Consider the following 19,598-nt stretch of genomic DNA (forward strand, 5'->3'; position numbering starts at 1 on the left):
GCGTGGTAGAATAAGACTCGTATATGTTTGAAGGAGGCGCCCTATGGAAAAACGTTCCCAAAGAAGCCATCAACAACACAATCCGAAGAAAGGCGGTACATCAACCACCAGAAAAACACTCATCGGTATTGCGATTGTCTTATTGGTCATGCTCACCGGCATCGGCTGCGGCTTTTTGACCGCGAGCATGAATACAAAATCAAATCTGGCTGACGATATCCGTCCGCCGGCATCATCCCAGGTCTATGATATTGACGGCAACGAGATTGCCACGGTCCATGCGGCCGAAAACCGCATGCCGGTAAAACTCGAGCAGGTCCCGCAGAATCTGCAGGATGCCTTTGTCGCCGTCGAGGATAACCGTTTTTATGACCACGTCGGCGTGGACCCGCGCGGCATTGCCCGTGCCATCTGGGCCAACCTGCGCGGCCGCACGGTCTCGGAAGGCGGCTCGACCATCACGCAGCAGCTCGCCAAAAATGCGTATCTGACGCAGGACCGCACGCTGAAGCGCAAGATTCAGGAAGTCTTCCTCGCCCTGCAGCTCGAGCGCCAGTACACGAAGCCGGAAATCCTTGAGCTCTACCTCAACCAGATTTACTTTGGTCAGGGCGCTTACGGCGTACAGGCCGCAGCCCGCACGTATTTCGGCAAGGATGTAGAGGACCTCACGCTCAACGAATGCGCGATGCTCGCCGGCATCCCGAAGAGCCCGAATTACTATTCGCCGCTCAACAATCTGCAGGCTGCGCAGGAGCGCAAGGCCACGGTCCTCGACCAGATGGCCAAGTACGGCTATATTGATGAAGCCACGGCTGAAAAGACGAAGAAGGAAAAACTCGACCTCGTCAAGCCGGACCCGAAGAAAGAGGATAAGGGCGAAGCTTCGTACTTCGTCGATTACGTCACGCAGAAACTCATCGATAAATACGGCGCCGATGCCGTCTATAAGGATGGCCTGAAGATTTACACGACCATCGATATGGATATGCAGAAGGCCGCAGAAGCTGCCCTGAAGAATCTGCCGAATGGCAGGAAAGACAGCAACGGCGTCATGCAGCCGGAAGGGGCCATTGTCGCGATTGACCCGCATACCGGCTATGTAAAAGCCATGGTCGGCGGCCGCGGCACGGACCAGTTCAACCGTGCGACGATGGCCGAGCGCCAGCCAGGTTCTGCTTTCAAGCCGTTTGTCTTTGCGGCAGCACTCGAAAATAAATTCACGCCGTCGACGGTCATCAACGACAGCCCGATTAAAATCGGCGACTGGGAGCCGCAGAACTATGAACGCACGTTCAGCGGCCCGGTCACGATGCGTCAGGTCGCCCAGCATTCGATGAACGTCCCGACAGTCAAGATTGCGCAGAAGCTCGGCATCGAGAAGGTGCTGTACTACGCACAGGAAATGGGCATTACCTCTCTCGTCATGGACGGCCCGCAGAACGATAAGAACCTCGCGTCGGCCCTCGGCGGCCTGACGAAGGGCGTCACGCCTCTCGAGCTCACGAGTGCTTACGGCACGTTCGCGAACAAGGGCGTCCATGTCGACCCGGTCGTCGTCGTCAAGGTCCTCGACCGCAACGGCAAAGTCCTTGAGGAAGCTGACCCCGAGCAGCACAATGTCATCAGCGAGTCGAGTGCGGCCCAGCTCACGAGCATGCTGCAGGACGTCATCAAGGGCGGCACGGGCACGCGCGCGAATATCGGCCGTCCGGCAGCCGGCAAGACGGGCACGACGAGTGATTATCACGATGCGTGGTTCGTCGGCTACACGCCGGACCTCGTCGCCGGCGTCTGGGTCGGCAACGACGACAACACTTCTCTCGGCGGCATGAGCGGCGGCACGGTGCCGGCGTCCATCTGGAAGTCCTTCATGAAGGCCGCGCTCAAGAACACGCCGGCCAAGGACTTCGACGGCTCGGATGCATCGTCAAGCGGCGATTCGATTGGTTCGCTTGACGACGACAAGAGCACGGCCGTCTCGAAGAAGAGCTCGTCCTCGTCGAAGGAAGAGAAGAAGTCCACGACGACGAAGAGCACAGAAAACAATAAGAAACAGGGCGGCGGCAATGCTCAGCAGCCGGCCAGCCTGCCGGCAAGTCAGGCACCCGCCGGCAACGGCGGCGGTGCGGCAGCCGGCGGCGCAGCCCCGGAGCCTGGCAGTGCCGTTTCCAAGGGCCGCAACTAATAACGCCCATACATCTCTATAGATAAGATAGAAAAGAACAGTTCAAAGTTTCAGGGAGCCTCTTTTACACGCAAAGAGGCTTCCCGAATATAAAGGAGCGAGTTTATTGGCAAACGTATTTGATACCCTGAAAGAGAGAGGCTTTATCGCCCAGTGCACGAATGAAGCAGAGCTGCGCGAGCTCTTCGACAAAGAGCGCGTGACGTTCTACATCGGCTTTGACCCGACGGCGGACAGCCTCCATGCCGGTCATTTCATCGCCCTCATGGCCATGGCCCATATGCAGCGCGCCGGCCACCGTCCCATCTGCCTCGTCGGCGGCGGCACGGGCACGATTGGCGACCCGACGGGCCGCACGGACATGCGCAAGATGCTGACGGATGAAGACATCGCGCACAACTGCGAATGCTTCAAGAAACAGATTGCCCGCTTCATCGACTTTTCCGACGGCAAGGCCATCATGGTCAACAACGGCGATTGGCTCCGCAAGCTCAACTACATCGACCTGCTGCGCGATGTCGGTGCGTGCTTCACGGTCAACCGCATGCTCGCGGCTGAATGCTACAAACAGCGCTGGGAGAAGGGCCTGACCTTCCTCGAATTCAACTACATGGTCATGCAGGCCTATGACTTCCTCGAACTCAACCGCCGCTACGGCTGCAAGCTCGAGATGGGCGGCGACGACCAGTGGTCGAACATCATCGCGGGCGTCGAGCTCAACCGCCGCAAGAACAACACGGCGGTCTACGGCCTGACGAACAAGCTCCTGACGAAGAGCGACGGCAAGAAGATGGGCAAGACCGCAGGCGGCGCCCTCTGGCTCGATGCTAACAAGACGAGCCCGTACGAATTCTACCAGTACTGGCGCAACGTTGACGATGCCGACGTCGAGAAATGCCTCGCCCTGCTGACGTTCCTGCCGATGGAAGAAGTTCACCGCCTCGGCAGCCTCAAGGATGCGGCCATCAACGAGGCCAAGAGCGTCCTTGCCTACGAAGTCACGAAAATCGTCCACGGTGAGGAAGAGGCCAACAAGGCCAAGAAAGCAGCCGAAGCGCTGTTCGGCGGTGCCGGCAGCTCCGATGATATGCCGCAGATTGCCGCGGAAGCCGGCAAGAAGCTCCTCGACGTGCTGACAGCCGGCAAGGTCTTTGCCTCGAAGAGCGAAGGCCGCCGCCTGATTCAGCAGAACGGCCTGTCCCTCAATGACGAGAAAGTCAAGGACGTCGACTACGTCCTGCAGGACAGCGACTTCAAGGACGGCGCTGCCATCGTCAAGAAGGGCAAGAAGAAATACTTCAAGCTGACGAAGTGAGAACTGCGGAAACGCTTGTGAGAAGCGGTTTTTTGTGCTAAAATGAATAAGTTATCGCATGATATCATGCAATTTTGATTGAAGGAGCGGTGTTCTTTTATGTCAGGACATTCTAAATGGGCCAATATCAAACGCAAGAAAGGTGCCAACGATGCCATCCGCGGCAAAATCACGACGAAAATCGGCCGTGAAATCACGATTGCTGTCCGCATGGGCGGCGCAGACCCGACGGGCAACATGCGTCTGAAGCTGGCTCTTTCCAAGGCGAAATCCAACAATATCCCGAAGGACAACATCAAGCGTGCTATCGAGAAAGGCCTCGGCAACACGGAAGGCGGCAACTACGAAGAGCTCATGTATGAGGGCTATGGCCCGGGCGGCACGGCTGTCATGCTCGACATCCTGACGGACAACCGCAACCGTACGGCTGCCGATGTGCGCCATCTCTTCTCGAAATTCGGCGGCAACCTCGGTCAGGACGGCTGCGTTGCTTGGATGTTCAAGAAGAAGGCCGTTTTCATCGTCGAGAAGGAAGTTTTCGATGATGAGGATGAACTCATGGAAATCGTCCTCGATGCCGGTGCGGAAGACATGAAGTCGGAAGACGAGGTCTTTGAAATCACGGCTGAGCCGGAAGCTTTTGACGATATCGAGAAAGCTCTGGGCGAGAAAGGCATCGAAACGGCTTCGGCTGAAGTCACGATGGTCCCGGATACGACGGTCCACCTTGAAGGCAAGGATGCGGACAAGATGCAGAACCTCATCGACGCACTCGAAGAGAACGACGATGTCCAGAACGTCTACAGCAACTACGAGGCAGACGACGAGGCGTAATCCTTAGGCTTTGCCAGCGTTTGTTCAGAACATGGAACGTTTTTGCAAGCTCCTGTGAGGCGAGTCATTCGCTCGGCAGGAGCTTGCTTTACTATCAGGAGAAATTATGCTAGCATTAGGTATTGACCCGGGCACGGCCATCTGCGGCTACGGCTTTGTCGAGTCCGTCGGCAGCCGGCTGATTCCGCGCGCCTACGGCTCCATCTTCACCTCGCCGAAGATGAAGATGGAAGACCGGCTCATGAAGATTTACGACGAGCTCGACGCGCTCATCAAGAAATATCAGCCGGACGTCATGGGCGTGGAGAAACTCTTTTTCAACCGCAACGTCACGACGGCCATCCCGGTCGGTCAGGCGCGCGGCATCGTGCTCCTGACGGCGGCGAAGAACAACCTGCGCCTCGTCGAACGCACGCCGATGCAGATCAAGCAGGATGTCACGGGCTACGGCAAGGCCGACAAGAATCAGGTCATCTACATGGTCACGAAAATCCTGCATCTGCCGGAGCCGCCGAAGCCTGATGACACGGCCGATGCGCTGGCCATTGCCATCTGCACGACACATTGTCTCAATAGTATCAGCTGGAGGAATCAGTTATGATTGGTTATCTGCGCGGCAAAGTCCTGTTCCTTTACACGGACTATGCGCTTCTCGATGTTCACGGCGTCGGCTACCGCGTCTTCATCGCCAATTCGACGCGGCAGAAGCTGCGCCTGCACGAAGAGGCGAGCCTCTTCATCTATACGAGCGTGCGCGAAGATGCCATCATTCTCTACGGCTTTGCTTCGCAGGAGGAATATGACCTCTTTCTGCAGCTGATTTCCGTCTCGGGCATCGGGCCGAAGGTCGCCCTCGGCATCCTTTCTGCCATCACGGTCGAAGGGCTCTGCCGCGCCATCCAGAATAAGCAGGCGAGCATCCTGACGAAGCTGCCAGGCATCGGCAAAAAGTCGGCGGAGCGCCTGATCCTTGAGCTCAAGGACAAAGTGGCCTTTGCACCGGAGGAAGAGGAGCTTCTGACTATCGAAAATGAAGCAGAAGTCGGCGACGACAAGGTCGCGGAGGCCACGGCAGCTCTCGCGGCCCTCGGCTACACGCAGGCTGAAATCACGCCGGTCATCCGCAAGACGGCCAAGTACAAGACGCCGGAAGAAATCATCAAGGCGTCCTTGAAGCTTTTGAACCGTTTGTGAGAACTTTGAGAACTTATTTATATGATAGGAAAGAAAAACAGAAAGGGAGGTGCCAGATTGGACGATTTTGATTCCTATGACGAAGACCGCATTGTCGCGATGGACGAGCAGCGCAGCGACGACTGGCAGTACAGCCTGCGCCCGCGCAAACTCAGTGAATACATCGGGCAGGATAAGGTCAAGGCGAATCTCTCGATTTTCATTCAGGCGGCTCTGTCGCGCGGCGAGGCTCTCGACCATGTGCTGCTCTACGGTCCGCCGGGCCTTGGCAAGACGACGCTGGCGGGCATCATCGCCAACGAACTCGGCGTCAATTTCCGCCAGACCTCAGGCCCTGCCATTGAGCGCAGCGGCGACCTCGCGGCGCTCTTGACGAATCTGCAGGAACACGATGTGCTGTTTATCGATGAGATTCACCGCCTGTCGCACAGCGTCGAGGAGGTCCTGTACTCGGCTATGGAGGATTTTGCGCTTGATATCATCATCGGCAAGGGGCCGAGTGCGCGCTCCATCCGCCTCGACATCGCGCCGTTCACGCTGATTGGCGCGACGACGAAGGCAGGTTCTCTCGCAGCGCCGCTGCGCGACCGCTTTGGCGTCATTTCGCGTCTTGAGTACTACACGCCGGAAGCTCTCGTGCACATCATCAAGAGGGCGGCCGAAATCCTCGAGATTCCGATTGAGGACGAAGGGGCACTTGAGATTGCCCGCCGCAGCCGCGGCACGCCGCGCGTGGCCAACCGCCTGTTGAAGCGCGTGCGCGATGTCGCGCAGATTGAAGGCTCGGGCGTCATCACGAATGAGATTGCCGACAAGGCCCTGCGCATGCTCGAAGTCGACAAGGCCGGCCTCGACCATACGGACCGCCGCATGCTCAAGACCATGATCAAGAAATTTGCCGGCGGTCCCGTGGGCCTCGATACGCTGGCTGCGGCCATCAGCGAGACGACGGATACGATTGAGGATGTCTACGAACCGTATCTCATCCAGCTCGGCTTCATCAACCGTACGCCGCGCGGCCGTGTCGTCACGCCTGCAGGCTACGAGCATCTCGGCATCCCGTACCCCGAAAAATAAGATGGTGTATTATATATAGAAGAAAACTTGCAAAGAGGTGAGATTTATGCGTTTACTGCTTCATATGTGCTGCGGCCCGTGCTCATGTTATCCCGTAAAGAAACTCCGCGAAGAGGGCATTGAGCCCGTCGGCTACTTTTTCAATCCAAACATCCATCCTTACAAGGAATGGGATATGCGTTTGAAGACAGCAAAGGAATTTGCCGAGAAGGTCAACATGGAATTTTATGCCGATGAACATTACCGTCTGCGCGATTTCCTGAAGAAAGCCCTGCCGGCCGAGGCCGTGCCAAACGGCCGCTGCACGATGTGCTATACATGGCGTCTTGAGGAGACGGCGCGCTACGCCGCAGAACACGGCTTTGACGCCTTTACGTCGACGCTTTTTTACAGCATTTATCAGCAGCATGACCTTATGCGCCGCACGGCGGAGCATTTTGCCGAAAAATACGGCGTAGATTTCCACTACGAGGACTTCCGTCCGGGCTGGCAGGAGGGCATCGACATCAGCCATGAGCTCGAGCTCTACCGCCAGCCGTACTGCGGCTGCATTTTCAGCGAGGAAGAACGCTATTCGCGCGAAATCCGCAAACAGCGCAAGAAAGAGAACAAGGCCAAGAAACGCGCCCGTCTCGAGCGCGAGGCCAAACTGCGCGCCGCGGAAGAAGCACAGCGAGTTCAGCAGGCCCAGCAGGAAAACAGCGCGCCAATCGCGAAAGAAGCCTGAGAGCAGGGCTGAAAAGAGAGGCCTGCGAAAAATGCGTTTAGGTGCCAGTGAGGTGGAATGCTATGGGATATCCGCAGAAGAAAGTCAGCGAAGTCAGCAAAAACAGGAGGGGCAGAGCTGCCGGTAAGGTCAGCATGGCCTTGGCACTTATGATGGCCTTTGTCATGGCCATTACAGCCCTGACAGGCACGGCTCAGGCAAGGCACAGGCACGCGAAAAAGCCGGCAAAACCTGCCGTAAGTCAGTCCGCACAGCAGCAAAGTCAGGAAAATCAGGCAAAAATGCCGAAACGCACGGCCGAGCCCGTCCTGCGCATCGGCCTGCAGCAGGGAAAGTCCTCGTTTACTGTGATGCCGCTTGTCGATAAGCTCCAGCTGCGCACAGAATCGTCGAAGGCATATCCCCTGAAAGCAGCGGCACCCGTGGAAATCCGCTGGCAGAATGGCAGCTTCCTCGTCGGCAAAGAAAAGCTCAAGGGCGAACGGCTGCAGCTCATGCCTGCGGCGGCCCTGACGGATGCGGCGCATTTTTCACTTGCCGGCCGCTCGTACCGCGGCACGCTCGAAATTCTCGCGAAGAAGGGCGGCCTGACCGCCGTCAACCTCGTGCCGCTTGACGATTATCTCCTGAGCGTCGTACCTGAGGAAATGCCGACGGACTGGCCGGCAGAAGCACTGAAGGCGCAGAGCGTCGCCGCGCGCAGCTTTGCCCTGCACAACAGGGACCGTCATGCAACCGACGGCTTCGACCTCTGTACGGCAACACACTGTCAGGTCTATACGGGCGTTGGCGCCGAAAAGTCAGCATCCACGGCGGCCATACACGCGACGCAGGGCGAGGTCCTGTTTTACGGCAGCGAGCCCATCGATGCCCTTTTTCATACGGACAGCGGCGGCATGACCGAAAACAGCGAAAATGTCTGGGGAAGCTTCGTGCCGTATCTGCGCGCCGTCAAGGATACAGCGAACGGGACCATGCCCTGGACGAAGGAAGTCAGCACTGCTGCTTTTGAGCAGAAACTGGCGGCCAAAGGCCATAACGTCGGCAAAATCCGCTCCCTGTCGCTTTCCCCTTTGAAAATTGGCAAAGCGGCCGCCGACCGCACGGCGTCAGGCCGCGTCAAGACGATGACCGTCAAGGGCACAAAAGGCACGGCAGCGCTCACGGGCAATGAGCTTCGCAGCCTGTTTGGCCTCAAGAGCACGCTCTTTGGTGCAAAACTGCAGGGCGATAAAATCGTCTTTTCGGGCTTTGGCTTCGGCCACGGCCTCGGCATCTCGCAGTGGGGCGCAGAACGGCTCGCCGCGGGCGGCATGAAATACGACGCGATCCTGCATCATTATTATGCGGATGTCACCTTGAAGAAAATGTATTGATGAATAGATAAGAGGGTTAAGTTAAGTATGTTACTATCCGATTTTGATTACGACCTGCCGGAAGAACGCATCGCACAGGTGCCAATCGAGCCGCGCAATGCTTCACGCCTCATGGTCCTCGACCCGGTCGAAAAGACCATCGAACACCGCCATTTCTACGACCTCAAGGAATTTTTGGAGCCTGGCGACACGCTGATTTTCAACGATACGCGCGTCATGCCGGCACGCCTCATCGGCCACCGCGACCAGACGGGCGGCAAGGTCGAGGTCTTCCTGCTGCGCCGCCTCGATGCAAACCACTGGGAAACGCTCGTCAAACCGGGCAAAAAGGCCAAGCCGGGCAATGTCATCAACTTCGGCGATGAACTTTCGTGCACAGTGACGGAACACACGGACTTTGGCGGCCGCATCGTCGAATTCCATTACGACGGCATCTTCGAGGAAATCCTCGACCGCCTCGGCGAGACGCCGCTGCCGCCGTACATCCACGAAAAACTCGAGGACAAGGAACGCTACCAGACCGTCTACAACCGCGAGGAAGGCTCGGCCGCCGCGCCGACGGCCGGCCTGCACTTCACGAAAGAACAGATGAAAGAGCTCAAGGACATGGGCGTCAACCTCGGCTTCGTCACGCTGCACGTCGGTCTCGGCACGTTCCGTCCCGTCAACGTCGAGAACATCGAAGAACACGAGATGCACAAGGAGTACTACTGCATCCCGGACGAAACGGCCCAGCTCATCATGGATACGAAAAAAGCCGGCCACCGCGTCATCGCCGTCGGCACGACGAGCATCCGCACGCTCGAATCCGCCGCCACGGGGAAGGGCCAGATTGCCGGCAAGAGCGGCTGGACGGGCATCTTCATCTATCCGGGCTACGACTTCAAGATCGTCGATGCCATCATCACAAACTTCCATCTGCCAAAATCCACTCTGATCATGCTCATCAGCGCCTTCGCCGGCCGCAATTTCGTCCTGCAGGCCTACAGAACCGCCGTCGAGATGAAATACCGTTTCTTTTCGTTTGGCGATGCCATGTTCATCAAGAGACCGCAGCCCCTCGCAGAACGCGCGGAAGAGCTCAAGGAACTTGAAGAGCTCGACAAAAAGCGCGAAGCTGAAGCAGCACAAAAAGAATAAAAGACAAAACAGCCTTCTCGCAGGAGAGGGCTGTTTTGATGTTACAACTTTTCAGATAGAAATTAAATATTTGAATATTATGTCGGAAAGCATAGGATTTTGTCGGCATCCCTTTACCATATGACCATAGCAGATTCTTTCCATATTTCATTCAACCCATCCATTTCTGAGCCACTGCCTTCGCGGCAGTGGTTGCTTTTTTTACTCAGATGAGATGCCAACAACAGTTTTCTGGGCTTTTCGACTTTCTTTATGGTATAATGAAAGCAAAAAAGGGGTGCTTGCTTTGACACGAGAAGAAGAGCTTTTGCGGCACTCGAGCTGCATTTTCTCGAGATTCCAAAATACGCGAGGCGCCGAAAAAGCCAATCAGCCAGCTGACAAAGATGGAACGCTGGCTCGCGTATTTTGCCAACCAGCTGACGAAAGAAGAACGGAGGGAGCTGGCGATGAAAGATGAAAAAATCAAAGACGCGCTGGATGCAACGCAGGTCTTTTTGAGCGACAAAGAGGAGCGCCGCCGCTACATCAACCGCGAGATGGCCATCATGGACCGCCGCTCCGAACTCGCTTCGGTCCGTGACGAGACCATGCTGGAAAATATACGAAACTTTGTTGCCGGCACTGGCTGGAGCGTAGAGCGCGTAATGGATATGCTCAAGATCCCCGAACAGGAACGCCCGCGCTATCTTGACTTACTCCAGAAAAACCTGCATTGACTTAAATACGCGGAGAGCCCTTCATCCGTGACTGGATGAGGGGCTCTTTGCGTCCGTGGGCGGCGCAAAAGGCGTAGATTGAAAAAGGTTGGCCCTAAACCGGGTCAGCATTTTCGGCAAGTATTCTTTTCGCCTCAATAGCGGCAGTCATGGAGGAACTCGCGCGTGAAGTCGGTAATTAACAAAAAAAGACCCCGCGGAAACCCCGCGAAGCCTTGTATTTCCTAGTGGTGCCGAAGACCGGACTTGAACCGGTACGTTGTTGCCAACGGCAGATTTTGAGTCTGCTGCGTCTGCCAATTCCGCCACTCCGGCGTAACGACCATGTACCATGTGTCGTTAACATAAAATATTATAACAGTATAGGGCCAGATTGTCAATGTATGATGCGGATTTTAGATGGATTTCCAGGCAGAACTTCTCTAAACGTTCTTAGAATGAAGAAAAAACCTATGGCACGGCAGGAGTATCCATGATGTGCGCGGAATAATAAATACATACGACAAATCATGACGGAAAGCGGGGAATGTGACATGAGGAAGAAGCCCGAGAAGCATACGAAGGCTGTTCCTAAGGAATTGTACGATAAGATGTTTGAGAAGATGCAGGATGTTTTTGTTACGGACGAGGAATATGAACGCATGACGCCGGAGCAGAAGAGAAAATGCGTGGAAGAGGCGATGGAGAAATTCAGCCGGATCATGGATGAGGCATCAGCGCAGATGTCAGATGATGATTACGATGATTATGACGAAGACGATGTGCTCGACCATTATCCGTATGGCGATATAAATTTTGACGAAGAGGACAGCGACGTTTTCTATGATGATGAGTCCAGCCTCGTAGACGCCGGCGGCAACATGTATTACCGTGATCCCACGCCGTTTCGGGAGACGCTGGACGGGTATACGAAGAGCGAGCTGATCACCATTGCCGAAGCGCGGGGTATCCACATCCGAAAATCGCTGCACAAGGCGGAATACCGGATGCAGCTCGTTTTGGAAATGCTGAATCCGGACCGGATGCGAAACATTCTTTTATGGCTGCCGCATGAAGAAATGCAGGCTCTGCTGCAGCTGCTTGAGGAAAAGCCGCCCGCGGATATGATGGATATGTTCCCGGAGCCGGCTCAGCTGGAGACCGTCCCGTATTTTGGTCTGCCGAATCTTCTGGAAATGGGCTATTTGTCGGAGCTGTTCGTTCACGACTACGTAATGCCGCAGGATGTTGCCGATATAATGCAAAATTTGCTGACGGTGGATTTCTGGGTGGAATATCGCCAGACGGCCTGGATTGAGTCGGCCGTTTCACTGGCCGAAGATATCTATGACGTTTATCCGCTGTCTGTGCTCATGCAGATGCTTCGCCAGCGGCCGGACTTTTCGTGGACGGAACAGGAGGTTTTGGAACATCTGGCAAAGGTGCCAACGGAAATGCAGACAGTTTTTTACCAGGATGGATGGCTGCGCCCGGACCTGGAGGAAGAGCCGGAAGAGAATCCGCCTCTTTCAAAGGATGCCGTTTACTATATTCCGACGCAAAGTGAAATCTGGAGCCATGAATTTTTGGACAAGAGCAGTGAGAGGGTCTGGAAGGCCATGTTCCAGCTTTTGGGCAATAAGTGGCCGTATCTGCAGGAAACCTCGTTTTATGAAGTCCTGCCGGACATTATGACGATGGCCTTTGCGCAGAATATGGCAGAGCCAAAGAGCAAGGATATTCTTTTTGCGATTCTGCAGGCTGTTCCGGAGCTTGAGACTGCAGAACGCCATGCGCTGGTCCGAGATATGCTGCCGTTCCTGAAAAAAATCCACGACCATGCCCGTCTGCCGTCGCAGCACGGTTTTTCCAAAATTGAGCTCAAGGAGCAGAAAAAACAGGAAAAAGCCGCCGAGCGTCAGGCGCGCAGGGCTGAGAGGGCACAGCGCAAAGTCATTTCTCTGGCGGAGCGGCGCAAAGGGAAAAAATAAATACAACGGCTGTCTGCGCTTCGCCGGAGAACTGTGGGCAGCATCTTATATAGCACCATATAGATAGGAAGAAAAACAGCACGGATGATTTTATCTCCGTGCTGTTTCGTATTTCTATTTCTTTATTTGCTCCAGACTTCTTCGGCGATTTCTTTGACGAGGCGGATTTTGGCCCATTCTTCGTCTTCGGTCAGGAGGTTGCCTTCTTCCGTCGAGGCGAAGCCGCACTGCGGGCTCAGCGAGAGCTGGTCGAGCGGCAGGTATTTTTCGGCTTCGTGGATGCGTGCGATGATGTCCTCTTTTTTTTCGAGCTCCGGTGTTTTCGAGGTCACGAGGCCGAGGACGACTTTCTGATTTTTGATGAAGCGCAGCGGCTCAAACGTGCCGGCGCGGTCGGAATCGTACTCGAGGAAGAAGCCGTCGACATGGCAGTGGGAGAAGAGAATGTCGGCAACGGGCTCGTAGCCGCCCGCGGACGACCAGGTCGAACGGAAGTTGCCGCGGCAGATGTGCATCGTGATGGTCATGTCGGCTGGTTTTGCTTCGAGAATTTTGTTGAGGACCTCGACGTACTTGCGGCCGACGGCGTCGACGTCGATGCCGCGCTCTGCGTAGGCCTTGCGCTTGTCGGCGGAGCAGAACTCACCCCACGACGTATCGTCGAACTGCAGATAGCGGCAGCCGGCTTCGTAAAAGGCCTTGACGGCCTTCTGGTAGGCAGCGGCGATGTCCGCAAAAAGGTCATCTTCATTTTTATAGCGTTCAATTGGCTGATAATCCGCGTTGCGGACGCAGCAGATGAGGTGCAGCATTGACGGGGAGGGAATCGTCTGCTTGGCCGTGGCATCGCCTGCGATGGATTTCAAAAAGCGGAAATGGTCGAGGAACGGATGATTCTCCGGGAAGTCGATTTTGTCCGTGATTTTAATGGTCTCGGCCTTGGGCTGGAAGCCCTTGAAGGCCACGGAGAAATGCTCGGCCTTGACTTTGTCGACGCCCGTAAGTCCCCAGAGAAAGTCGAGATGCCAGAACGCGCGGCGGTATTCGCCGTCCGTCACGGCCTTGAGGCCGGCCTTTTTCTCATCAGCCACGAGCTCGCGGATGCTCGCGTCTTCCTGTGCCTTGAGCTCATCGGCCGTTATTTTGCCGTTTTCAAACGCTTTTCTCGCGGCCTTGAGCTCCGGTTTGCGCAGGAAACTTCCTACAATATCATAGCGGTAAGGGATTCTTTCAGTCGTCATAATGTCTTCCTCCTCTAAATTCATACGAAATCTATATGAATGCTTGTGTTTTCTTCTTATGCAAGTTATTATACAGGAAGAGGAATGAAATTAAAAATATCGAAAATATATTGTCTGCAATAGGAAAATCCTATTGCGAAAGGAGCAATTATATGACACTGCAGCAGCTGCGCTATCTCATCGCGGTGGCCGAGACGGGAAACATCACACAGGCCGCCGCGCATCTCTTCGTCTCGCAGCCGAGCATCACGGCCGCGATTCGCGAACTTGAAAAAGAAATGAATCTGACGCTTTTTCTGCGCCAGAACAAGGGCGTGACCCTGACGCCGGACGGCGAACGCTTTTTGGGCTATGCGCGCAAGGTCATCGACGAGGCCGACGAGCTTGAGGACACATTTAAAGGGCTCAAGGAAACAAAACCGCATTTTACCGTGTCCTGTCAGCATTATTCGTTTGCCGTCAATGCGTTTGTTCAGCTCATCCGCGAGTTTGACGCGCCGCAGTACGACTTCACGATTCGCGAGGAGCAGACGCACGAAATCATCGAGGACGTGGCGAACATGAAGAGCGAGCTCGGCATCCTTTATTTGAGCTATGCCAACGAAAAAATCCTCAAAAAGATTTTCTCGGCGCACAATCTGACGTTTACAGAGCTCTTCACGGCAAAGCCCCACGTCTTCATCTCGTCGCAGCATCCGCTGGCGGAGAAAGACGTCATCACCCTGCGCGATTTGAAGAATTATCCGTATCTGACCTATGAGCAGGGCGTTTACAATTCCTTTTATTATCAGGAAGAATTTCTCGACTCGACGGAGCAGAAGAAAAATATCCGCGTGCAGGACCGAGCGACCCTCTTCAACCTGCTCATCGGCCTCAACGGCTACACCGTCTGTTCCGGCGTCATCTCGCATGCGCTGAACGGCGACAACATCATCGCGAAGCCCCTGAAAATGAAGGAACAGATGAAAATCGGCTGTATCATGCGCAAGGAGACCGTCCTTTCGCGCTACGGGCAGGTCTACCTCGAGCATCTGCAGCAGATTGTCGGGGAGATGTGAGGGAACGCACGGCAGGAATCCGGCCGTGGGCGGCGAATAAATAAGAGTGTAATATATTATAGGAAGCTTTTGGCTTTTTTGAAGAAGGGGCGAACAAAATGGCAAAGACCATCGAAGAACTCAAGGCAGAATTTCATCAGACGTACGATTATTTCCCAGGCGTGGCGCGCCTGATTGACCGTCAGCACAAGATTTTGGCGGCCAACATCAAGGCGAAGAAGGCCGGCTTCGAGGAAGGCATGATTTGTGCCAAAATCGGCGCGCCGGAGTCGCACCGCGAATGCAAATTCGAGAAGATGTTCGAAACAGGCGAGGCCCAGACCGACCACGCCATCCCCGACAAAATCCGCGGCTGGTACCCAGTAGAGGGCTTCCCCGACGTCTGCATCCATTTCGGACTGCCGCTGCCGGAGGATTTTTGACAACCGCATAATTTGAGCATCCATTGCGTAGATAAAGGAAAAGGTGAAAATATGGCAAGACAGTCGTATGTAGAACACGCCGCCGTGACGGTACAGGATATCGAATGGACGAAGAATTTCTTTGAGAAAATCCTCGGCATGACCGAGACGCGCCGCAAGGAAAAAGACGGTCAGCTCAAAATGGTCTGGCTCAAGGGCGGCATCCAGCTCGTGGCCGCACCGGATGACTACAAGGCAGGGCAGGGGCATCACCTCGGTATCGTCGTCGAGGATATGCCTGAAGTATTAAAGGAAATGCTCGCCGTCGAGGGCGTCCATCATATCGAGGGCAAGCCTGAAAAATGGGTGCAGCTGCCGGACGGACTGACACTTGAGCTGTTTCAGGAGAAGCCGGGGGCTGTCAAGAAAGTGCTGGATATCGAAGTAAAATGAACATCATCCTCGTCCTGTGTTATAATGGAAGGTATCTTTATGGAAGAAATCTTTCATTATAATAGAAGGGCGGGGATTTTTTGTTTCCGGGGATTGGTGTTTTGGCGAATGTATTGGGGATTGTTGCAGGCGGCCTTGTGGGACTTGGCTTTGGGCGGCTGATTTCGGAGAGGTTCCAGAAGACTTTGATGATGGCCTGTGCGGTCGCGGTGATTTTTCTCGGGCTGACGGGGACGGTCAAGGAAATGCTGGTGGTGACAGAGGGCGGCGTTGAGCTGACGGGGACGTACCGGATGCTGGCGAGCCTCATCGGCGGGGCTCTGATTGGCGAGGCCATCAACATCGAGGACCGCATGGAACAGTTTGGCGTCTGGCTCAAGAAAAAGACGGGCAGCAGCGGCGATACGCGCATTGTCGATGGTTTTGTCACGGCGTCGCTGACGGTCTGCATCGGCGCGATGGCCGTCATTGGCTCCATCAACGACCGGCTGCTCGCGGACCCGTCGGTGCTGTTTGCGAAAACCGTGCTCGATGCCGTCATCGTCATGATCATGACGTCGGCACTCGGCAGGGGCTGCATCTTTTCGGCGCTGTCGGTTGGCATTTTTCAGGGCGCGATTTTCCTCGCAGCGGGGCTGTTAGAGCCGTTTATGACTCCTGAGGCCCTGTCAGCACTCAGTGCCGTTGGCGATATTTTGATCTTCTGCGTTGGGACGAATCTTTTCGGACTGCCGCACGTGCGCGTTGCAAATTTCCTGCCCGCGCTGGTGATTGCGGTTGTCTGGATGCTTTGACGGGACTTCTGCCAGCTCGTATAGGCTGCCTTCCTTTATTCCTGCAAGGGAAAAGGGGAGGCTTTTTATTTTACCGTTTTCTTAACATGGAATTTACAAAGGCACAACAATCCCCCCCCCAATCTTTGCTACGATATAGGAGAACGATGAAGGGAACCAAATGGTTCCGGTAGTTGCCAATCAGCAAATGATTTGGGAGGAAATGGATATGTTTAGTCAACTCAGCAAGATGAAGAAAATTCTCTCCGTCGGTGCGATTGCTGCCAGCATGGCAGTGATGCTGACGGGCTGCGGCGGTGGCCAGTCGGCCTCCAGCTCCTCGGGCAGCGGCGCTGCTCAGCAGGAAATCTCCGGCAAGATCTCGGCTTCGGGCTCGACGGCTCTGCTGCCGCTCCTGAAACCGGCGCAGGAAGCGTTCCAGGATAAATACGATAAAGTCACGGTCAACATCGCCGGCGGCGGTTCCTTCACGGGCATGAATCAGGTCGCTGAAGGCGCTGTCCAGATCGGCAACTCGGATGTCAATCTGCCGGACGATTACAAGGACAAGGGCCTCGTTGACCACAAGGTCGTCGTCGAGCCGTTCGTCTTCATCGTCGACAAGGCCAACAAAGTCGACAACATCACGAAGCAGCAGGCCATTGACATCCTGACGGGCAAGATCACGAACTGGAAGGAAGTCGGCGGCGACGATCAGGCAATCACCCTGATCCATCGTGCAAAATCCTCGGGTTCGCGCGCTACAATCAGCGATGTCGTGCTGAAGGGCGCAGCTTTCACGGATAATGCTGTCATCCAGGATTCCAACGGTGCTGTCCGCGCTGCCATTGCCAGCACGCCGGGTTCCATCGGCTATGTCGATGCTCCGTATGCTGATGATTCCGTCAAGGTCCTCAAGTTCGACGGTGTCGAGTATTCCCCGCAGAACATCATCGATGGCAAATATCCGATTTACGGCTATGGCCACATGTACACGAAAGGTGAGCCGACCGGCGCAGTCAAGGCTTTCATCGACTACATCCTCAGTGATGAGTTCCAGAACAGCCAGGTTGAAAAGCTCGGCTTCATCCCGGTCAACAAGATGAAAAAGTAATCGTTTCGGATAACGAAACAACATGATGATGCAGGGCTTCGGTCCTGCATCACGTTTATGTAGGACATTCATTTCAGAAGGTTTATTCAGGAGGTTAACAAAATGGAACGGGCAGCAAGTATCGGCCGTCTGGAGCAGAAATCCCCGGGCGGCGGTCATGAACGCAGGCTATTCTACGACAAGTGCGGGCGGTATCTCTTTATCGCGGCTGCCTGTCTCATGACAATCATCATTTTCTCGATTATCTTCTTTGTTGGACGGCAGGGCCTTATGACATTTGCCGAGGTCAGCCCGATTGAGTTCTTCTTCAGCGCAAGCTGGGATCCGTCGCTTGGCAAGTTTGGCGCACTTTCGTTCATCATCGGTTCTCTGGCGACGACTCTTCTTTCGGTCCTCATCGGCGCGCCGCTCGGCCTTTTGGGCGCGATTTTCCTCGCGAAGGTCGCTCCTGTATGGCTCAAAAACATCATGCGTCCGGCTACGGACCTTTACGTCGCGATTCCTTCGGTCGTTTACGGCTATGTCGGCCTGCAGCTGCTCGTGCCTTACTTACGCGATACGTTTGGCACATCGACGGGCTTTGGCGTGCTCGCAGCGTCTCTCGTACTCGCCATCATGATCATGCCGACGATTCTTTCTATCAGCACGGATGCCCTGAACGCCGTGCCGAGACCTTTGGAAGAGGCGAGCCTTGCCCTCGGCGCTACGTGGTGGCAGACGATCGTGCACGTCATCGTGCCGGCTGCGGCTCCGGGCATCCTGACGGCAGTCGTCCTCGCCATGGCCCGTGCGGTCGGCGAGACCATGGCCGTGCAGATGCTCATCGGCAATACGCCGCAGGTCATCACGTCGCTGTTTTCCCCAACGGCCACGCTGACGAGTAACATCGTCGTCGAGATGGGCAATACGCCGTTTGGCTCGGTCTGGGGCAACGCGCTGTTCCTCATGGCCTTCGTGCTCTTGCTGCTGTCGCTCGCGATGATTCTTGTCATCCGCCGCTTCGGTACGAGGAGGGTTTAAGCTATGAATTCAAAAGTACAAAATCAGATTGCCAGAGCCGGCCTTTGGCTCACGGGGTTCTTCATCCTCGGCCTGCTCGCGGCCTTCCTCGGGTACCTTCTTTATAAGGGACTGCCCGTGCTCTCGCCGCACTTTATTTTCGGCAAATCGAGCGACATGACGGCAGGCGGCGGCGTTGGTTCGCAGCTCTTCAACTCGTTCTACATGCTGCTGATTTCCATGGCCATTTCCATTCCAATCGCACTGGGCGCCGGCATTTACCTCGCGGAGTACGCACGTGAAAATAAACTCACGAAGTGCATCCGCCTGTCGGTCGAGAGCCTCGCGACGGTGCCGTCCATCGTCCTCGGCCTGTTCGGCATGATCATCTTCGTCAATATGATGAACATGGGCTTTTCCATTCTCGGCGGTTCGCTGACCTTGGTGCTCCTGAATCTGCCGATGCTCGTGCGCGTCACGGAAGAATCCATCCGCACGGTGCCGAGGTCGTATGAAGAAGCAAGCCTGGCCCTCGGCGCGACGAAACTGCAGACGATTTTCAAGGTCGTGCTGCCGAGTGCCATGCCGGGCATCCTCACGGGCATCACGCTGACGGCCGGCCGTGCCCTCGGTGAAACGGCTATCCTCATCTTCACAGCTGGCACGACGGTTTCGCGCCACATGTTCGATACGGACGTCATGGCTGGCGGCGAGACGCTGGCCGTCCATCTCTGGTATCTCATGAGTACGGGCCTGGTGCCGGACCGCGATGCCATCGCCAACGGCATTGGCGCACTGCTGATCCTGACGATCCTCGTCTTCAATTTCGTGCTGCTGCTGCCGATCCGCTTCATGAAACATATCCCGAAACGTTAAGCCTCTCTCTATGCATCACAGAGCCATTTCCGCATGCTTTCATAAGGAAATGGCATCCATGTGATGCTTTTTTGTAATCGAATTCCTTTTCTTGCGGACGATTTTATGGTAAAGTTAAAATAGAGTAATATGATATAAAATAG

19 protein-coding genes and 1 tRNA gene are annotated in these 19,598 nt (G+C 55.3%); 18 read left to right on the forward strand and 2 right to left on the reverse strand.

Features of this window, described 5'->3' with window-relative positions; translation table 11 throughout:
* Window positions 1–43: 43 nt before the first annotated feature.
* The 10 genes from ACI4OH_RS01035 to ACI4OH_RS01080 all read left to right on the forward strand — a co-directional run bounded on the left by ACI4OH_RS01035 (window position 44) and on the right by ACI4OH_RS01080 (window position 10,570).
* Entirely contained in the window at window positions 44–2,188 is a 2,145-nt protein-coding gene (locus tag ACI4OH_RS01035) for a transglycosylase domain-containing protein (protein WP_439783961.1), read from the forward strand.
* 106 nt (window positions 2,189–2,294) lie between these two features.
* Window positions 2,295–3,503 (forward strand): tyrosine--tRNA ligase, encoded by a 1,209-nt coding sequence (gene tyrS / locus ACI4OH_RS01040; protein ID WP_439783962.1) that lies wholly within the window; start codon window positions 2,295–2,297, stop codon window positions 3,501–3,503.
* 99 nt (window positions 3,504–3,602) lie between these two features.
* Complete coding sequence (locus ACI4OH_RS01045) at window positions 3,603–4,337, forward strand: YebC/PmpR family DNA-binding transcriptional regulator (protein ID WP_302610279.1); 735 nt, start codon at window positions 3,603–3,605, stop codon at window positions 4,335–4,337.
* Window positions 4,338–4,443: 106 nt separating this feature from the next.
* Window positions 4,444–4,938: a crossover junction endodeoxyribonuclease RuvC gene (gene ruvC, locus ACI4OH_RS01050; protein WP_435721168.1), complete on the forward strand. Its 495-nt coding sequence runs from the start codon at window positions 4,444–4,446 to the stop codon at window positions 4,936–4,938.
* Window positions 4,935–5,531, forward strand: coding sequence for a Holliday junction branch migration protein RuvA (gene ruvA / locus ACI4OH_RS01055; RefSeq protein WP_432646623.1), 597 nt, complete (start codon window positions 4,935–4,937; stop codon window positions 5,529–5,531). Before ruvC ends, ruvA begins: the two co-directional genes overlap by 4 nt.
* A gap of 99 nt (window positions 5,532–5,630) precedes the next feature.
* Complete coding sequence (gene ruvB, locus ACI4OH_RS01060) at window positions 5,631–6,608, forward strand: Holliday junction branch migration DNA helicase RuvB (RefSeq protein WP_432646646.1); 978 nt, start codon at window positions 5,631–5,633, stop codon at window positions 6,606–6,608.
* 46 nt (window positions 6,609–6,654) lie between these two features.
* Window positions 6,655–7,335, forward strand: a complete 681-nt coding sequence (locus tag ACI4OH_RS01065) for an epoxyqueuosine reductase QueH (RefSeq protein WP_439783963.1) — start codon at window positions 6,655–6,657, stop codon at window positions 7,333–7,335.
* 62 nt (window positions 7,336–7,397) lie between these two features.
* On the forward strand, window positions 7,398–8,711 hold the full coding sequence (locus ACI4OH_RS01070) for a SpoIID/LytB domain-containing protein (RefSeq protein WP_439783964.1): 1,314 nt from the start codon (window positions 7,398–7,400) through the stop codon (window positions 8,709–8,711).
* 27 nt (window positions 8,712–8,738) lie between these two features.
* Window positions 8,739–9,851, forward strand: coding sequence for a tRNA preQ1(34) S-adenosylmethionine ribosyltransferase-isomerase QueA (queA, locus tag ACI4OH_RS01075; RefSeq protein ID WP_439783965.1), 1,113 nt, complete (start codon window positions 8,739–8,741; stop codon window positions 9,849–9,851).
* Window positions 9,852–10,228: 377 nt separating this feature from the next.
* Window positions 10,229–10,570: a hypothetical protein gene (locus ACI4OH_RS01080; protein ID WP_439783976.1), complete on the forward strand. Its 342-nt coding sequence runs from the start codon at window positions 10,229–10,231 to the stop codon at window positions 10,568–10,570.
* Between the two features lie 228 nt (window positions 10,571–10,798).
* Here ACI4OH_RS01080 and ACI4OH_RS01085 read toward each other — a convergent pair.
* Window positions 10,799–10,885: transfer RNA gene (locus ACI4OH_RS01085), tRNA-Leu, on the reverse strand.
* Window positions 10,886–11,103: 218 nt separating this feature from the next.
* On the opposite strand from ACI4OH_RS01085, the gene ACI4OH_RS01090 reads away from it, so the two are divergent.
* Window positions 11,104–12,540: a hypothetical protein gene (locus ACI4OH_RS01090; RefSeq protein WP_439783966.1), complete on the forward strand. Its 1,437-nt coding sequence runs from the start codon at window positions 11,104–11,106 to the stop codon at window positions 12,538–12,540.
* A gap of 122 nt (window positions 12,541–12,662) precedes the next feature.
* Here ACI4OH_RS01090 and ACI4OH_RS01095 read toward each other — a convergent pair whose 3' ends face one another.
* Window positions 12,663–13,781, reverse strand: a complete 1,119-nt coding sequence (locus ACI4OH_RS01095; RefSeq protein ID WP_439783967.1) for a 5-methyltetrahydropteroyltriglutamate--homocysteine S-methyltransferase — start codon at window positions 13,779–13,781, stop codon at window positions 12,663–12,665.
* Window positions 13,782–13,933: 152 nt separating this feature from the next.
* Here ACI4OH_RS01095 and ACI4OH_RS01100 point away from each other — a divergent pair, with 152 nt between their 5' ends.
* From ACI4OH_RS01100 to pstA, 7 genes are all read left to right on the forward strand, one after another.
* The gene (locus ACI4OH_RS01100) at window positions 13,934–14,839 is read left to right on the forward strand and encodes a LysR family transcriptional regulator (protein ID WP_432647474.1); all 906 of its coding nucleotides are present in this window, start codon (window positions 13,934–13,936) and stop codon (window positions 14,837–14,839) included.
* Window positions 14,840–14,937: 98 nt separating this feature from the next.
* On the forward strand, window positions 14,938–15,261 hold the full coding sequence (locus ACI4OH_RS01105; RefSeq protein WP_439783968.1) for a hypothetical protein: 324 nt from the start codon (window positions 14,938–14,940) through the stop codon (window positions 15,259–15,261).
* Window positions 15,262–15,312: 51 nt separating this feature from the next.
* Window positions 15,313–15,693 (forward strand): VOC family protein, encoded by a 381-nt coding sequence (locus ACI4OH_RS01110; protein ID WP_435721158.1) that lies wholly within the window; start codon window positions 15,313–15,315, stop codon window positions 15,691–15,693.
* 101 nt (window positions 15,694–15,794) lie between these two features.
* Window positions 15,795–16,487, forward strand: a complete 693-nt coding sequence (locus tag ACI4OH_RS01115) for a DUF554 domain-containing protein (protein WP_439783969.1) — start codon at window positions 15,795–15,797, stop codon at window positions 16,485–16,487.
* Between the two features lie 208 nt (window positions 16,488–16,695).
* Window positions 16,696–17,580 carry a phosphate ABC transporter substrate-binding protein gene (locus ACI4OH_RS01120; protein ID WP_439783970.1) on the forward strand — a complete coding sequence of 295 codons (885 nt, stop codon included), beginning with the start codon at window positions 16,696–16,698 and terminating at the stop codon, window positions 17,578–17,580.
* A 102-nt stretch (window positions 17,581–17,682) separates the two neighbouring features.
* Window positions 17,683–18,600, forward strand: a complete 918-nt coding sequence (gene pstC / locus ACI4OH_RS01125) for a phosphate ABC transporter permease subunit PstC (RefSeq protein WP_435721155.1) — start codon at window positions 17,683–17,685, stop codon at window positions 18,598–18,600.
* Window positions 18,601–18,603: 3 nt separating this feature from the next.
* Window positions 18,604–19,455 carry a phosphate ABC transporter permease PstA gene (gene pstA, locus ACI4OH_RS01130; protein ID WP_439783971.1) on the forward strand — a complete coding sequence of 284 codons (852 nt, stop codon included), beginning with the start codon at window positions 18,604–18,606 and terminating at the stop codon, window positions 19,453–19,455.
* Window positions 19,456–19,598 lie beyond the last annotated feature (143 nt).

It is taken from the genome of Mitsuokella apri, assembly GCF_051886055.1.
Lineage (GTDB): Bacteria > Bacillota > Negativicutes > Selenomonadales > Selenomonadaceae > Mitsuokella.

What these genes read in the sequence shown, in the direction of transcription:
- ACI4OH_RS01035 (WP_439783961.1), top strand. Translation starts at nt 44, where the DNA reads ATGGAAAAACGTTCCCAAAGAAGCCATCAACAACACAATCCGAAGAAA.
- ACI4OH_RS01045 (WP_302610279.1), top strand. Translation starts at nt 3,603, where the DNA reads ATGTCAGGACATTCTAAATGGGCCAATATCAAACGCAAGAAAGGTGCC.
- ruvC (WP_435721168.1), top strand. Translation starts at nt 4,444, where the DNA reads ATGCTAGCATTAGGTATTGACCCGGGCACGGCCATCTGCGGCTACGGC.
- ruvA (WP_432646623.1), top strand. Translation starts at nt 4,935, where the DNA reads ATGATTGGTTATCTGCGCGGCAAAGTCCTGTTCCTTTACACGGACTAT.
- ruvB (WP_432646646.1), top strand. Translation starts at nt 5,631, where the DNA reads ATGGACGAGCAGCGCAGCGACGACTGGCAGTACAGCCTGCGCCCGCGC.
- ACI4OH_RS01065 (WP_439783963.1), top strand. Translation starts at nt 6,655, where the DNA reads ATGCGTTTACTGCTTCATATGTGCTGCGGCCCGTGCTCATGTTATCCC.
- ACI4OH_RS01070 (WP_439783964.1), top strand. Translation starts at nt 7,398, where the DNA reads ATGGGATATCCGCAGAAGAAAGTCAGCGAAGTCAGCAAAAACAGGAGG.
- queA (WP_439783965.1), top strand. Translation starts at nt 8,739, where the DNA reads ATGTTACTATCCGATTTTGATTACGACCTGCCGGAAGAACGCATCGCA.
- ACI4OH_RS01090 (WP_439783966.1), top strand. Translation starts at nt 11,104, where the DNA reads ATGAGGAAGAAGCCCGAGAAGCATACGAAGGCTGTTCCTAAGGAATTG.
- ACI4OH_RS01095 (WP_439783967.1), bottom strand. Translation starts at nt 13,781, where the DNA reads ATGACGACTGAAAGAATCCCTTACCGCTATGATATTGTAGGAAGTTTC.
- ACI4OH_RS01100 (WP_432647474.1), top strand. Translation starts at nt 13,934, where the DNA reads ATGACACTGCAGCAGCTGCGCTATCTCATCGCGGTGGCCGAGACGGGA.
- ACI4OH_RS01105 (WP_439783968.1), top strand. Translation starts at nt 14,938, where the DNA reads ATGGCAAAGACCATCGAAGAACTCAAGGCAGAATTTCATCAGACGTAC.
- ACI4OH_RS01110 (WP_435721158.1), top strand. Translation starts at nt 15,313, where the DNA reads ATGGCAAGACAGTCGTATGTAGAACACGCCGCCGTGACGGTACAGGAT.
- ACI4OH_RS01120 (WP_439783970.1), top strand. Translation starts at nt 16,696, where the DNA reads ATGTTTAGTCAACTCAGCAAGATGAAGAAAATTCTCTCCGTCGGTGCG.
- pstC (WP_435721155.1), top strand. Translation starts at nt 17,683, where the DNA reads ATGGAACGGGCAGCAAGTATCGGCCGTCTGGAGCAGAAATCCCCGGGC.
- pstA (WP_439783971.1), top strand. Translation starts at nt 18,604, where the DNA reads ATGAATTCAAAAGTACAAAATCAGATTGCCAGAGCCGGCCTTTGGCTC.